This is a genomic window from Aquibacillus halophilus (assembly GCF_009649745.1).
GTDB lineage: Bacteria > Bacillota > Bacilli > Bacillales > Amphibacillaceae > Aquibacillus > Aquibacillus halophilus.
The window spans coordinates 220,360-234,345 of record NZ_WJNG01000005.1; the positions used below are offsets into that span (position 1 = coordinate 220,360).

13 protein-coding genes and 1 other annotated feature are annotated in these 13,986 nt (G+C 35.9%); of the genes, 3 read left to right on the forward strand and 10 right to left on the reverse strand.

Annotation, left to right across the window (positions count from 1 at the left end; genetic code table 11):
* Positions 1 to 72: 72 nt before the first annotated feature.
* Genes GH741_RS07680 through proB form a run of 3 tightly spaced genes read right to left on the reverse strand, consistent with a single transcriptional unit; the run spans position 73 to position 2,882 of the window.
* A complete protein-coding gene (locus GH741_RS07680) occupies positions 73 to 468 on the reverse strand; it encodes a gamma-glutamylcyclotransferase family protein (RefSeq protein WP_153736198.1) in 396 nt (131 codons plus the stop codon).
* Positions 469 to 510: 42 nt separating this feature from the next.
* A complete protein-coding gene (locus GH741_RS07685) occupies positions 511 to 1,761 on the reverse strand; it encodes a glutamate-5-semialdehyde dehydrogenase (RefSeq protein ID WP_338079296.1) in 1,251 nt (416 codons plus the stop codon).
* Positions 1,758 to 2,882, reverse strand: a complete 1,125-nt coding sequence (proB, locus tag GH741_RS07690; protein ID WP_153736199.1) for a glutamate 5-kinase — start codon at positions 2,880 to 2,882, stop codon at positions 1,758 to 1,760. Before proB ends, GH741_RS07685 begins: the two co-directional genes overlap by 4 nt.
* Positions 2,883 to 2,950: 68 nt before the next feature.
* Positions 2,951 to 3,172, reverse strand: a binding site (T-box leader).
* A gap of 254 nt (positions 3,173 to 3,426) precedes the next feature.
* On the opposite strand from proB, the gene GH741_RS07695 reads away from it, so the two are divergent.
* Positions 3,427 to 4,044 carry a YitT family protein gene (locus GH741_RS07695; protein ID WP_153736200.1) on the forward strand — a complete coding sequence of 206 codons (618 nt, stop codon included), beginning with the start codon at positions 3,427 to 3,429 and terminating at the stop codon, positions 4,042 to 4,044.
* A 99-nt stretch (positions 4,045 to 4,143) separates the two neighbouring features.
* Here the strand turns inward: GH741_RS07695 and GH741_RS07700 are convergent, their stop codons facing one another.
* The 6 genes from GH741_RS07700 to GH741_RS07725 form a co-directional block, all read right to left on the reverse strand.
* Positions 4,144 to 4,425 carry a hypothetical protein gene (locus GH741_RS07700; protein WP_153736201.1) on the reverse strand — a complete coding sequence of 94 codons (282 nt, stop codon included), beginning with the start codon at positions 4,423 to 4,425 and terminating at the stop codon, positions 4,144 to 4,146.
* Positions 4,426 to 4,442: 17 nt separating this feature from the next.
* Complete coding sequence (locus GH741_RS07705; RefSeq protein WP_153736305.1) at positions 4,443 to 5,642, reverse strand: MFS transporter; 1,200 nt, start codon at positions 5,640 to 5,642, stop codon at positions 4,443 to 4,445.
* Between the two features lie 195 nt (positions 5,643 to 5,837).
* Entirely contained in the window at positions 5,838 to 6,809 is a 972-nt protein-coding gene (locus GH741_RS07710) for an LLM class flavin-dependent oxidoreductase (RefSeq protein WP_153736202.1), read from the reverse strand.
* An 88-nt stretch (positions 6,810 to 6,897) separates the two neighbouring features.
* On the reverse strand, positions 6,898 to 7,971 hold the full coding sequence (locus tag GH741_RS07715) for a branched-chain amino acid aminotransferase (protein ID WP_153736203.1): 1,074 nt from the start codon (positions 7,969 to 7,971) through the stop codon (positions 6,898 to 6,900).
* A 178-nt stretch (positions 7,972 to 8,149) separates the two neighbouring features.
* Positions 8,150 to 9,382 (reverse strand): cysteine desulfurase-like protein, encoded by a 1,233-nt coding sequence (locus tag GH741_RS07720; RefSeq protein WP_153736204.1) that lies wholly within the window; start codon positions 9,380 to 9,382, stop codon positions 8,150 to 8,152.
* 32 nt (positions 9,383 to 9,414) lie between these two features.
* Positions 9,415 to 10,938 (reverse strand): amidase family protein, encoded by a 1,524-nt coding sequence (locus tag GH741_RS07725; RefSeq protein WP_240795435.1) that lies wholly within the window; start codon positions 10,936 to 10,938, stop codon positions 9,415 to 9,417.
* A gap of 167 nt (positions 10,939 to 11,105) precedes the next feature.
* On the opposite strand from GH741_RS07725, the gene GH741_RS07730 reads away from it, so the two are divergent.
* Complete coding sequence (locus GH741_RS07730) at positions 11,106 to 11,852, forward strand: CBS domain-containing protein (protein ID WP_170287586.1); 747 nt, start codon at positions 11,106 to 11,108, stop codon at positions 11,850 to 11,852.
* A gap of 47 nt (positions 11,853 to 11,899) precedes the next feature.
* Positions 11,900 to 12,298: a hypothetical protein gene (locus GH741_RS07735; RefSeq protein WP_153736206.1), complete on the forward strand. Its 399-nt coding sequence runs from the start codon at positions 11,900 to 11,902 to the stop codon at positions 12,296 to 12,298.
* A 180-nt stretch (positions 12,299 to 12,478) separates the two neighbouring features.
* Here the strand turns inward: GH741_RS07735 and gltD are convergent, their stop codons facing one another.
* Complete coding sequence (gene gltD, locus GH741_RS07740) at positions 12,479 to 13,975, reverse strand: glutamate synthase small subunit (protein ID WP_153736207.1); 1,497 nt, start codon at positions 13,973 to 13,975, stop codon at positions 12,479 to 12,481.
* Positions 13,976 to 13,986: the final 11 nt, after the last annotated feature.

Here is a 13,986-nt window from a genome sequence, read left to right on the forward strand (position 1 = left end):
GCTACCCGTTTATGTACTAATTGATGGTAACACAATTTCTATTCTACCACGACTGTTATCGGAGAAGAAGTATCATCTATTACTAATAGACTTCCAATCCCCTGTCCCAATTACTTTGTAGTCTGAGACTTTTGATACGGGATAAACATAAGTATAAGCTGTAATGGTTTTGTCTTCAAAATATATCGGGCTGACAATTCTTTCATAGTCATTATTCATATGTTCTGGCTCAAGATATCCTTCTAGATGGTCTAAATCCTTTAACTCTTCTTTAGAAATACGATATAGTTCCCCAATCACTTTTTGATTGGACTCGTTGACCATGGTGGGATACCCATGGCCAGTATTATACAATATTCCATAAGTCCAACATTTTGTTGATATACAAATCGCATTTTGTAGCAAGTGATGATTTAACTCGTGTTTTCTCAGAGTCCCATAAACAAAAACGTTGATTTTACCTTTCATATACAACACCCTTAAAGGTTTTATATTTTAGCGTTATTAAGGCTATCCATTTTTAATTTGACCAATTCCTCGTACCTGATATTTAGTTGACGTCAAGGACTGCAATCCCATTGGTCCCCTAGCATGTAACTTCTGTGTGCTTATTCCTATTTCTGCTCCAAACCCAAACTCAAATCCATCTGTAAAACGTGTAGAAGCATTGTGGTACACAACTGCAGCATCAACTGAATTGAAAAATTCAACGACGTTCTCCTCCGAATTAGTAATAATCCCTTCTGAGTGCCTAGAACCGTACTTATTAATATGCTCAATAGCTTCATTAATGTTTGAAACTGTTTTGATTGCTAAAATCTCATCTAAATACTCCGTTTCCCAGTCTTCTTCAGTAGCTGCCACTAGATCAGTGTGCATTTGCAGGATTTTTTCATCAACTCGAAGTTCCACCTTTTTATCTTGTAACTTCTTTACTAGAGCATCCATATGGATACTCGCCCAATTTTCATCCACTATAACTGTTTCAATAGCATTACATACTGATGGACGCTGTGTCTTAGCATTGATAATGATATCAATAGCCATACTTACATCTGCTGATTGATCGATGAATATGTGACAGTTTCCAGCACCTGTCTCAATTACTGGGACGACAGATTGCTCCACGACGGCTTTGATTAACTTTTTACCTCCACGAGGTATCAGTACATCCAAATAGTCCTTTAATTTAAAAAAGTTAGAGGCAGTTTCTCTGCTCGTATCTTCTATTAATTGAACAGCATCCTTTGGTAACTCTGACTTTGATAATGCACGTTGAATGACTTCTACAAGAGCTTTATTCGAATAAAGTGCTGAAGAGCTACCACGTAGCAATACAGCATTTCCTGTTTTCAAACAAAGACTTGCAGCATCAACAGTTACGTTTGGTCTTGCTTCATAAATCATACCAACAACGCCCAGTGGAACAGCAATTTTTTCAATTTGTAATCCATTTGGTCTTTCCCATGATTCCAAGACTACGCCAGTTGGATCTGTTAAATGAACTAACTGTCTAAGTGCATCGGCCATCTCTGTTATTCGTTGTTCTGTTAAGATTAAACGATCAATTAATGAGTCATGAAAACCTTTTTGTTTTGCTTCATCAATGTCTCTTTTGTTTTGATCTAGTATCCAACTAGTTTCAGCTTCCAATTGGTCAGCAATTAATATAATCGCTGAGTTTTTCTGATCAGTCGATTTCTTTCCTAAAATGACTGCAGTTTGCTTTACCTTTTTTGCCTTTTCCATTAAATCGCTCACAAAATAACCTCCTTCAAGGATAATACTAATCGATCTCGATGAATTACCTCTGGTCGTAGATGATTTGTTAACTTCATAGCTTCTTTACTTATCATACCTTTGATTTGCTTTAATTCAGTTGAAGAATAATTAACCTGACCTTTGGCTAAAACACGCTGCTCTAAATTAAGCAACTCGACTACATCTCCGGCTTCAAAATCACCTTGAACAGTTTTGATGCCTGCTGGTAAAAGACTTTTTCCTTCAAATGAAATTGCCTGTTCGGCACCGGTATCAATTAAGAGCTGCCCTCGTATCGATGAGTGAAAGGCAATCCATTGTTTTTGTTTGCGAAAACTATGGCTCTTTTTCTCGCCAATGTATGTTCCATCTCCATTTCCGTTTAAAATTTCAACTAATTTATTCTCACCACTACCTGATCCAACAAAGGTATTAACACCCAAAGATAAAGCTGTTTTTGCAGCTAAAAGCTTTGACTTCATTCCACCCGTACCCAATTTTGAGTTTGATACTACATCCGCTTGTTCAATTAGACTATCTGTTATTGTAGGTAAATAATCATATCGGTTAGCAGATGGGTTAACATGTGGATTTTTATCATAAAATCCATTAATGTCTGTCAATATGATGAGAAAATCAGCTCGAGTTAAACCACCTACTAAGGCAGATAACATATCATTATCACCAAACGTTAATTCGTCTATGGCAACTGAATCATTTTCATTAATAATTGGTAGGACAGATCGTTTTAGTAATTCCTTCAAAGTAGAATAAGCATTACCATATTGTTCTTCACTAACAAAAACATCTCTTGTCAAAAGCAACTGAGCTGTAACAATTTGATGCTCTTTAAATGCCTCTGTGTATGCTTGCACCAATAAACCTTGACCAACAGCTGCAGCCGCTTGTTTACCCGCTAAGGTAATAGGTCTTATTGGATAACCAAGATCACTAAACCCTGCAGCTACAGCACCAGATGACACTAGAATGACCTCATAATCTAACTTTATCAACTGTGCGATTGCACCTGTGTGCTCTAACAGTTTTATTTTACTTAATTCACCTTTACCATTTGTTAAGGAACTGCTTCCTATTTTAACAATTACCCTTTTCTTGGCCAATTGATCACATCCTTAGTTACATGCTTGTTGAACTAAAAAAACTCCTTCCGTCCTTTCACAATAAATTGTAAAAGGACGGAAGGAGTAATTTCCGCGGTACCACCTTTGTTGATAAGTATTGAATAATCAATACTATCCGCTCTTTTCCGTTAACGCCGGAAACGGTCGGGTTATCGCCGACAGCTAAAGGGTAGGTTCAATAATAAGAAAACGATGGAATCTTTCAGCCGATGGATTCCATTCTCTATCGATTTCTATGACTATTTACTGGCCCTTATCAAAGCTAATATTAATGCTATAGTTTTAGAGTCTTTTATTTTAATTAGTTATAAAAATTATTATGCTTTAGTTAAAACTAATTGTCAACAACTTATTGGAATTTTCCAATTACTTAGGCTTAACCATAATCCTTAATTTGTCCCTTAATAAACATAATTCTTTTTTTAAAAAATACAATAAAGTGAGGACAAGTTTAGTGTGAAGAGGAGAAATTCTATATGAAAACCTATTTTAAAAACACTATTAGCATTCTACGGAGTTAATGATGAGAAGTACATTAAGAGCTTATATTATAATTACCTGTGGTAGTTTTATTCAAGGTATGGCTATGGCTTTATTTCTTTTTCCTCATGCAATTCCTTCTGGTGGAGCAGGTGGAATTGCTGTATTACTAAATTATTGGTTTAATATACCACTTAGCTTCGCCCTTTGGCTTGTGAATTTCACTTTATTGGCATCAGCGATCAAATGGTTAGGGAATGCTAGTACGATTGGAACAATGTACACAATCACTATCACTTCGATAAGTGTTCATATTTTTAGCATGGATATATTTAGTCATCATGCAAATGTTTGGGTAGATTTAATCATAGGTTCAATTGTCTTAGGAATAGGTGTAGGAATACTACTAAGGCAACAGGTATCTAATGGTGGTATGGGGGTTATCGCCCTTATATTCGCTAAATTTCGAAACATACCTCCTGGTAAACCGCTCCTTTTACTAAATGGTTTTATTTTCATTTTAACTGCATCAATTATCGCTTGGGAAATTGTTGTTCAAGCCCTTATTTCACAATGGATATCAACAAGAATTCTAGATATTGTCTACAATTTAAAGCTTACTATATATAGAGCGCCAACATTGAGTTGGCGAAAAAAGTAAGGACAACTTAACAGTACAAATTTGAACAAAAATTTATAAATCATATATCCTAGCTTTTTGGAAATAAAAGCTAGGATATAATAATTAAAAAACGGATTATTAACTCTTTTCCTGATCATCTAGCTCTATTTTTTTCCCACCGACAGACAGGTAAGAATACACTTCTAAATCAGGCTTTAATTTTGTTAGGCCTTGCAAATAAGGATTTACCAAGTCTTTGAAATCTTGATAAACGCCTTCTTCCTCAAGTTGGCCATACACATACATCTTTTTGTCCTCCATTAAAAAAGCCATGTAACCGACTGCTTTGTTATTATCATCTACAATATTTAGAACCTGTGCCTCTTCCTTTAGAAACTCTGGAGAAAAATATATTTGCAAAACAATGTCCTCCTTCTTTACTCAGTAGTTAATTGTAATTTTTTAAATAACGATTCGGATGCTTCATCTGAATCATTTGGTGACTTATTCTTAACATGGATTAATAATAAACAAAGAAATCCAACGAATAGAGTTAATCCTCCGGTAACCAAAAACATTCCCGTTCTTGACCAACCCATTAACCAACCATATATAGGAGGGCCAGCTGCAACCCCTAAAAACCTCACAGATCCATAAAGCGAAGTGACAAATCCTCTTCTCGCTTTTCCAACCGACCCAGTTATTAAACTATTTAAGCAAGGTAGTACTAAACCTGTTCCGATGCTACTAACAACCAAAACACTAAAGAATGGAACCAATTTTTCAAAGAAAACTAATGAACTAAATGACGCTGTCATAAGTAGTAAACCAATAACAATTAAAGTTTTCATAACCTTTAAATTTTTCCCGATTTTACTTCCAGTAATAAAAGAAGTTGTCATTAAAAATAAAAGTGGAATGGCTAATATAAAACCTTTCCATACACCATCAATATTATATTCCTTTTCTAATACATCTGAGATATAAAACAAAATCCCAAACAAGGTAAATAAACAGGTAGCTCCGGCTAGATAGGTGGTAAACAACCATCTTCCCTCATGTTTAAATACTGAAAACAATCCCTTCACGTACTTTCCGACTGGAGGAGGAGCCTTTTTTTTCTTTTTTTCTTTGATAAAGAATGCCGTTAGTAAAACTGAAAACAGACAAAAAACCGGGAACCCCCAAAAAGGTCCATACCAAACCCATAATGCTAACAATGAGCCTACTATGGGAGATAATACTTTTCCAAATCCATTCGAAGCTTCTACTAATCCCAATACTTTACTTTGGTCTCCACCCTTAAATAAATCTCCTGTCAACGCCATAGCGATTGGGGCTGTTCCAGCAGCACCAATTCCTTGCAATGACCTTCCTACCATTATCCACAGATATGCACTATCAAACCAAGCAGCTGCCATTCCTGCTAGTAATCCTCCGATTCCATACAAAATTAGCGCGGGGACTATAATAACCTTTCTCGAGAATCGATCTGAAAAATACCCTAAGATTGGGATGAAGATAGCTGCTGTTATAGAAAATATGGTTATAGTTAAACTCACTTGAAACGAGCTAAGACCCAGTTCTGATTCCATCTTAGGCAGAATTGGGATTAACATTGAATTCCCTAAAGTCATAATTAATGGTATAGAACTTATTGCTAAAATTACTAATCCCTTTTTAGCTTTTTCTGCCAATTACTCATCACCACCTATACATTCTGTTCGAATTATGAACAATCATTCCTTACATAGAATGCTTTTTAATACAAAAAAAATACATGATGATTCTTTTGTATTAAAAATAACCCTCTTCCAATAGGAAAGGGTTATTTATCGTAATTGTATTAGTTCGCTAGCTACTAGTTGATAAGAGTCAAGGCGCTCTCTGTAATTATCAGTGATGGTGACAATCATTATCTCGTCTGCTTGATATCTCTCTTTAATAGCCAGAAGTTCCTGTCCCACAGTTTTTGGATCACCTAAAACTAATAGCTTACTTCTTTTAGCTATTTCTTCATTAAGATTGGGCTTGCTACTGTATGCATCTTCTTCATTTTGTCTAACCAATAAGCGTTCAGTCGTTTGAAATAGAATATCCTGTGCCTTTTTATATGTATCAGCACAGATAACAGAAACAGTAACAATCGTATAAGGCTCACTCATATTCCTCTTCTGTTTAAAATTTTCTTTATAGGCCTGGACAATTTCCGGACCATCTTTATCACTCATGAAATGTCCAAATGCATATCCAGTGCCATTTTCTGCTGCTAATCTTGCACTTTTTATACTAGTCCCAAGCATCCATATATCAGGTGGGTTAACAGGTAAGGGGGATGCTGTTGTATTAGAATAAAAATGATTAGGAGGAAAATCATTATAAATAAAATTCAACAATTCAGAAATGGACTCTGGATTTTTTTTAACATTATCCAAATAATTCCCAGATAGTGCAATGGATGCTTCAGCAGATCCACCTGGTGCTCTGCCAATACCAAGATCAATTCGATCAGGAAATAATGTCTGCAACATATTATACGTTTCTGCAACTTTATATGGCTTGTAATGAGGTAATAATACAGCTCCAGAACCTATTCTGATTTTATCAGTATTTGCACCTATATACCCCAACATAACCTCAGGTACAGAACTAGCTAAGCTAGACATATTATGATGTTCTGCAATCCAATAACGGATAAACCCCAAATCTTCACCATGCTTTGCCAGTTCAACAGATGCAAGTAGGGCTTCCCTAGGTGTTTTACCTGATATAACAGGTGACTGATCCAAAATACTGAGTTTCATTCATTTCACTTCTTTTCATTTGAAATTATATATTGAAAAAAGGAAAGAGCATCCGATAAAGAATGCTCTTCCAATTTTTTATGGTTAATTATTTTACTTTTTCAATCCATCCAAATGGATCTTCTTCTGTACCATATTGGATGCCTGTTAGTGTATCATATAATCGTTTCGACACACTTCCAGTTACTCGATCATTTATAATTAACTGTTCACCCTTCCAAGATAACTCACCAATTGGAGAGATAACAGCCGCTGTACCTGCACCGAAAGCTTCTTCTAAAAGACCTTTTTCATAAGCTTCATAGACTTCTTCCATCGATATCTTCCGCTCAGCTACCGGTATATCCCAATGATTTAATAATCGAATAACTGAGTTTCTCGTTACACCTTCTAAAATACTACCGTTTAAAGCTGGTGTAACTACTTCCCCGTTAATTTTAAAGAATACATTCATACTTCCTACTTCTTCAATGTATTTCTTTTCTAATCCATCTAACCATAATACCTGTGCATATCCTTTATCTGAAACTAACTCCTGAGCCTTTAAACTAGATGCATAATTTCCTGCTGTTTTTGCTTCACCAGTCCCACCTTTAACAGCACGAACAAATTCATCCTCAACTGCAATTTTAACAGGATTGATTCCCTCTTTATAGTAAGCACCAACAGGTGATAAAATAACTAAAAATTGGTAAGTTTTAGAAGGTGCTACCCCTAAATAAGATTCAGTTGAGATAATAAAAGGTCTAATATAGAGTGAGGTTCCCGGAGCTGTTGGAATCCAATCTCTCTCAAGACTAACTAGTTGTTTAATTGCATTTAATGCTACATCTTCATCTAGATGAGGAATGCACATACGCTCATTCGAACGATTAAGACGTTGCATGTTTTTTTCTGGTCTGAATAAACGAGCTTCTCCGTCCTTAGTGACGTACGCTTTTAATCCTTCAAAAACTGTTTGACCATAATGAAATACAATTGCAGCCGGATCTAAAGTAACCGGTTGATAGGGTACAATTCTTGGATTATGCCACCCCTTACCTTCTATGTAATCCATAATGAACATATGATCTGTGAAAACTCTACCAAATTCGAGTTGTTCAGCTACTGGTTTCTGTTTTGTATCTTCTGTTAGAGTAACGTTAACTGTTTGATCCACCATTTCTTATATCTCCTTGTCACAAAAATTAAATTTATAGATTTTCTATCTTGAAAAAATTATCTATAAAACCTATTCTATTATTAAATGGGTAAAGAAAACAAGAAATTGTTATTAAAAAATTCAAACTTCTTTTTAAAACTCAGAAAGACTCTAACTTTATATTAGAGTCTTATCAGAATTATAATCTTTTCAGTGCAGCAATTAATCGATCGATTTCCTCTTCGGTGTTATATGGAGCCAAACCAGCTCGAATCCATCCTCCGGATTTAGTTACGTCAAGCACTCCTGCTAAGGTAGAGGCATAAAAATCACCATCTGCTACAAAAATACCATGGTCGTCAGTCATAATTTGGCAGACTTCTCTCGGTGTATATCCTTCCACCTTAAAAGCGATCGTTGGTGTTTTAGCAACAGTTTTGTCAGGTTGATATAAAGTTACTTTTTCTATATTTTCTAAACCATTTCTCAATTTATTCGCTAATTTATTTTCGTAAGTCTCAATCTTTTCTAAACCCTTTTTAATTTTTTCGCGTCTAGATGAACCTTCTCCAAAACTTGCTAAAAATTCTATTGCAGGCTTGATCCCAGCAATTCCTTCATGGTTTTGAGTCCCAGTTTCTAATCGATCAGGGATATAGTCAGGTGCAGGAGCTAGTTTATATGGTTCTAGCTGCCTAAACAAAGATTCCCTTATCGCAGCAATTCCTACATGGGGACCAAAAAACTTATAAGCTGAACATAATAAAATATCTGCTCCAAGTTGATCACGATCCAAATAAATATGTGGGGTTGCATGGACAGCATCAACTGCAACAAATGCGCCAACAGCCTGAGCATGTTTAGCAACCTTCTCCACATCACTAATGGTTCCTACTGCATTTGATGCAATTCCAATTGCAACTAATCGTGTTTTGTTATTAATAATTTCGTCTAACTGATTGAGATCTAGTGTTAAAGTTTCTGGATTTACCTTAATCCAGCGAACGATTAATCCATGATCTTCCGCTATAGCTAGCCAAGGATCTACATTAGCACGGTGATCAAGTTCTGTAACAACAATTTCATCACCTTTTTTAAGTTGCTTAGCCAATGCTCTTGATATAGCTAAAGTCAATGTAGTCATATTTGCTCCGAAAGCTACTTCGTTAGGTTTAACACCTAGCAAATCACTTACAGCTAATTTTGCTTCTGATATAACATCTTCTGTTTCTACGCTTGATGGAAAGGTACCATGAAGGTTTGCACCACCATCCTCCATATACTTAGTTATTGCTTTAATAGCCGAGGCTACCACTTGCGACCCTCCTGGTCCGTCAAAATATGTAACTATCTTCTCGTTATATTTTCTTTTTAATGCCGGAAACTGCTCTCTTACTTGCTCGATTGGAAATGTAACTGTTGCATCTGTCAATTAAATCATACCCCTTTGTTATATTAAATTAATTAACTGTTAGTAGATTGATAGAAAGGATTTTTGCTAACATCAATCCAATCACTTGTTTGTTCAAACAAACCTGCCATTTGGAATAAATGGTGTTCTTGACCCCGTGCAGCCATAAACTGAACTCCACATGGTAGACCATTCGAAGTCTGATGTAGCGGAAGTGTCATTGCAGGTTGCCCTGTGAGATTAGCTAATTGTGTAAATGGTGTTCTTTCTAAACTTTGCTCAGTTAATCTCTCAACGAATCCGCCTTTACTTAATAGCTTTCCAAGCCCAAACGTACTAACGAACTTCACTAAGTTTTTTTCCATCGTACTAAGACCTAGTTCTCCAATACTTGCAGGTGGAAAAGCAGTAGTAGGAGTTATGTAAAAATCATAAGTGTGATGAAAAGATTCCATTAGATAAGACGCTTTGTCCCACTCTCTCAAACTTAAAACGAAGTCCTTCGCAGAAAGTGAGTTACCAAGCAACCCTAACAACCAGGTGGACGGCTCTACATCGGATTGCTTAACTTTACGTCCTAGTATCGATTCTAAAGCAGAAAATGTAGCACCTACTTCACCAAAGTACATAGAAATATAACTATTAGCTATTTTCCGTCCGTCAACTGGAGCCGTTTTCTCTTCAACATGATGTCCCATATCTTCTAATTGTTTTACAGCTTTCATTACTGCATCCTTACACTCCTGATCCACTTTTGTTCCTAAAGGTGAAATTAAAGAATAAGCAATAGTTAACTTTTTACTGAAAGGTTTATCTACGTAATCTAGATATTTTTCTGAAAATGGTAGGGCTTGAAATGCTGCTGCTTTTTCACAAACATTTAATTCATCAAGCATTGCCGCACTATCCCTAACCGTCCTTGTTAAGACATGATCTACGGATGCTCCCTGCCAAAGTCTCCCATAATTTGGTCCTACCGGTGTTCGACCTCTTGAGGGTTTTAGACCAAAAAGGCCACAATAAGCACCTGGAATTCTAATTGATCCTCCCCCATCATTTGCACCCGCTATTGCGACTACTCCGGTAGCAACAGAAACCGCTGAACCACCACTAGAACCTCCCGGAGTATATTCTGAGTCCCAGGGATTTCTAGTTGGACCATAAAACTCGGGTTCTGTTATTCCCATTAAAGCGAACTCAGGAACATTCGTTTGTCCTAAAAATAATACCCCTGTATCTCTCATTCTTTTAACAAACGCAGTATCTTTACTTGCTTTATAATTTATAAAAGCCTTGGATCCAGAAGTAATTGGTTCCCCCGCTATTTCTTGAGTAATATCCTTTAGAAATATAGGTACTCCCGGAAATTGTCTAGTGTAATCAATATCCTTTATAGAATGTATTGCCTGTTCGTACATAACATTGATAACGGCATTAAGTTTTGGATTTATTTCCTCTAGTTTTTTGATAGAATCATCAAGAAGTTCTTTTGGATGGATTTCTTTTGTTTTGATCAACTCAGCCAAGCCTAAACCATCTAATTCTTCTAACCCTGTTAATCTTACTATGGTCATCATCCACCTTCGATTTAGTGTATTTATATTATATTCAACATTTTTCCTTATTTTCCTTTGTAAGAAATAATTACCCTACTGCCAATTGAATTTTTCAATTAAAAGATTACTAGTTAATGCGACAATTAATTGTGTTACTATATTATTATCATTTCAGGGGAGTTGAGCTAATGGAGAACCTATTACAAGGAGAAAATGTTCATAGATTTGAAGCGGCATATAACAGAATTCATAATAAATTGATAGATTTAGTCTATCCGACCAGAAGACACATACCATATGGTGAAGCATTGCATTCTGCAAAAAAACTCCATAACATTGTGAAGTACAACTATGACATCCTCCGCCAATTTGGACAGTTGCGAAACGCATTAGTTCATCGAAAAATAAGGAATGATTTTTATATAGCGGAACCACATAATGAGATAGTAGAAGAGATTGAAAAAATTTGTGAGTTGTTATATATTCCACCCTTGGCGCTTTCAATTGCATCTCAGCCTGTTACAACATACACAACAACTACACCTTTAAAAATAATATTGAACAAAATTAAGGATAAAGGATTTTCACAATTCCCAATTTATGATGAAAATGAATTTCAAGGCCTTTTAACTGAGGGTGGGATCGCTAATTGGCTTGCATGCAATATAATTAATAATTCCGTTTCATTAGACAACGTGACTGCGATTGATATACTAAAAAATGAAAAAAAGCATAATGTTAGATTCCTTAGTAAAGACTGTTCCATCTATGATTTAGAAGGTACGTTTGAAAAAAGCTTTGAAGAAAATTTAAAGTTGGAAGCGATAATCATTACCCACTCTGGGTCTACAAAACAGAAACCAATTGGAATAGTTACTTCATGGGATTTAGTGAAAATTGACCATACAACGCTATCAATAGCGAGTCATGTATAAAATGTTGAAACTTCCATTATGGATTGCTAGAAAGGAAAGAAGATAGAATGAGAGAAGTAATTCAACTGATAGCCGATCTTGTAAATGCATGTCACGATATTCTTATCGTTGTTTTCCAAACACTTGGACTAGAATTAAACGATAAAAAACTTCACTTCTGGATAATGGGAGTCATTGGATTTATTACATTTTTCGTTGTTTACTCGTTTTTCAAACTAATAGAAAAGATAAAAGGAAGTACAATTATTTTTTCATTTATCTATACTTTTACCTTAATGGTTGTTTTTGTATTCGCCATTGAAATACAACAGGCTATTACCAATAGGGGAAATATGGAGTTTGCTGATGCTGCTATTGGTTTGTGGGGATTTATTGTGTTTTTTGCTATCTATGGACTTATAGCATTACTTTTACACTATCTGAAACGACTGAATAGTAAATCGTAATTTTTGCTCATCAACATAAGTGTTGAATGCAGTCCATGTTTTCGACAATAAATTAGAATTATTGTCTGCTTTGAAAATTCTGTAAAAAGGCTAATAAACTTTAATAGACCTGTAAATAAATAAATTTTATTACAATAAAAACCCCGATTCCTAAATATAAAGGAATCAGGGGTTTTTGACTTAAACAGCTTCATAAGTTGGAAGTGTTGAGGTTCCCATCAAATATTTATCAACAGCGTGTGCTACTTCACGACCTTCGTTAATAGCCCAAACTATTAAGCTTTGACCTCTTCTTGAATCTCCAGCAGCAAACACACCTTCTACATTTGTAGAGAAGTCACCATATTCAGCTTCTGCTCTACGATTGGCAATATTCACGCCAAATTGCTTTAAGACAGGCTGCTCTGGCCCTTCAAATCCAATAGCAATTAAAACAAGTTGAGCAGGCCAAGCTTTTTCTGTACCTGGAATTTCTTCATATACAAACATACCGTTTTCATCTCTAGTCTTTTTCATTTCAACAGTATGCAACTCTTTTAGATTTCCATTGTCATCCGCTACAAATTTCTTTGTTTGAATTGAATATTGACGTATATCTTCACCAAATTTTGCCTTCGCTTCTTTATGCGCATAATCAAGACTAAATACTTGCGGATACTCAGGCCAAGCATTTTCAGCTGAACGAGCTAACGGTAACTGAGGGTGCTTACCAAATTGAACGATACTATTCGCCTCTTGTCGTAATGCAGTAGCAATACAGTCCGCGCCAGTATCTCCACCACCAATGACGATAACATCTTTCCCTTTTGCATCAATGTAGTTGCCATCTTCGAAGTTAGAATCTAGCAAACTCTTGGTAGTCGATGCTAAATAATTCATCGCAAAATCAACACCTTTAGATTTGCGACCTTCAATTACTAAGTCTCTTTGTTTTTGAGCTCCTGTACATAAAATAACAGAATCATATTTTTGCTTTAATTCCTCAGGAGTTATATCTTTTCCTACCTCAGTGTTTACTATAAACTCAACACCTTCTTGTTCTAAAAGGCGAATACGACGTTCTACAACATCTTTTTCAAGCTTCATATTAGGAATACCATACATTAGTAATCCACCAGCGCGATCATCGCGTTCAAATACTGTTACTAAATGACCTGCTTGATTTAATTGATCAGCGCTTGCTAAACCAGCCGGTCCAGAACCGACAATTGCAACTTTCTTACCTGTTCTTTGCTCTGGTATTCGTGGTGATATCCAACCATTTTCAAAGCCTTTATCGATAATTGCTTGTTCAATATCCTTGATGGCAACCGAAGGATCTGAAATAGCCACTGTACAAGAGCCTTCACAAGGTGCTGGACAAACACGTCCAGTAAATTCAGGGAAGTTATTCGTTTTCGTTAATCGTTCTAGCGCTTCTTTCCACTGGCCACGATAAACTAAATCATTCCACTCTGGAATTAAATTATATACTGGACATCCTGATGTCGCCCCACTAATTTCCATACCAATATGACAGAAAGGGGTGCCACAATCCATGCAGCGCGCTCCTTGTCTACTCATCACTTCATCAGAGAAAGGAGCAGAATATTCTTTCCAGTCTTTTAAGCGTTCTACAGGATCACGTTGTTCTGCTTCCTCGCGCTTAATTTCCATAAAACCCGTTGCTTTTCCCATATTCCTCTCTC

Excerpts from the sequence above, each read along its gene's own strand:
- GH741_RS07695 (WP_153736200.1), top strand. The coding sequence starts at position 3,427 with ATGAGAAGTACATTAAGAGCTTATATTATAATTACCTGTGGTAGTTTT.
- GH741_RS07680 (WP_153736198.1), bottom strand. The coding sequence starts at position 468 with ATGAAAGGTAAAATCAACGTTTTTGTTTATGGGACTCTGAGAAAACAC.
- gltD (WP_153736207.1), bottom strand. The coding sequence starts at position 13,975 with ATGGGAAAAGCAACGGGTTTTATGGAAATTAAGCGCGAGGAAGCAGAA.
- GH741_RS07725 (WP_240795435.1), bottom strand. The coding sequence starts at position 10,938 with ATGATGACCATAGTAAGATTAACAGGGTTAGAAGAATTAGATGGTTTA.
- GH741_RS07705 (WP_153736305.1), bottom strand. The coding sequence starts at position 5,642 with ATGACTTTAGGGAATTCAATGTTAATCCCAATTCTGCCTAAGATGGAA.
- GH741_RS07710 (WP_153736202.1), bottom strand. The coding sequence starts at position 6,809 with ATGAAACTCAGTATTTTGGATCAGTCACCTGTTATATCAGGTAAAACA.
- GH741_RS07730 (WP_170287586.1), top strand. The coding sequence starts at position 11,106 with ATGGAGAACCTATTACAAGGAGAAAATGTTCATAGATTTGAAGCGGCA.
- GH741_RS07715 (WP_153736203.1), bottom strand. The coding sequence starts at position 7,971 with ATGGTGGATCAAACAGTTAACGTTACTCTAACAGAAGATACAAAACAG.
- GH741_RS07735 (WP_153736206.1), top strand. The coding sequence starts at position 11,900 with ATGAGAGAAGTAATTCAACTGATAGCCGATCTTGTAAATGCATGTCAC.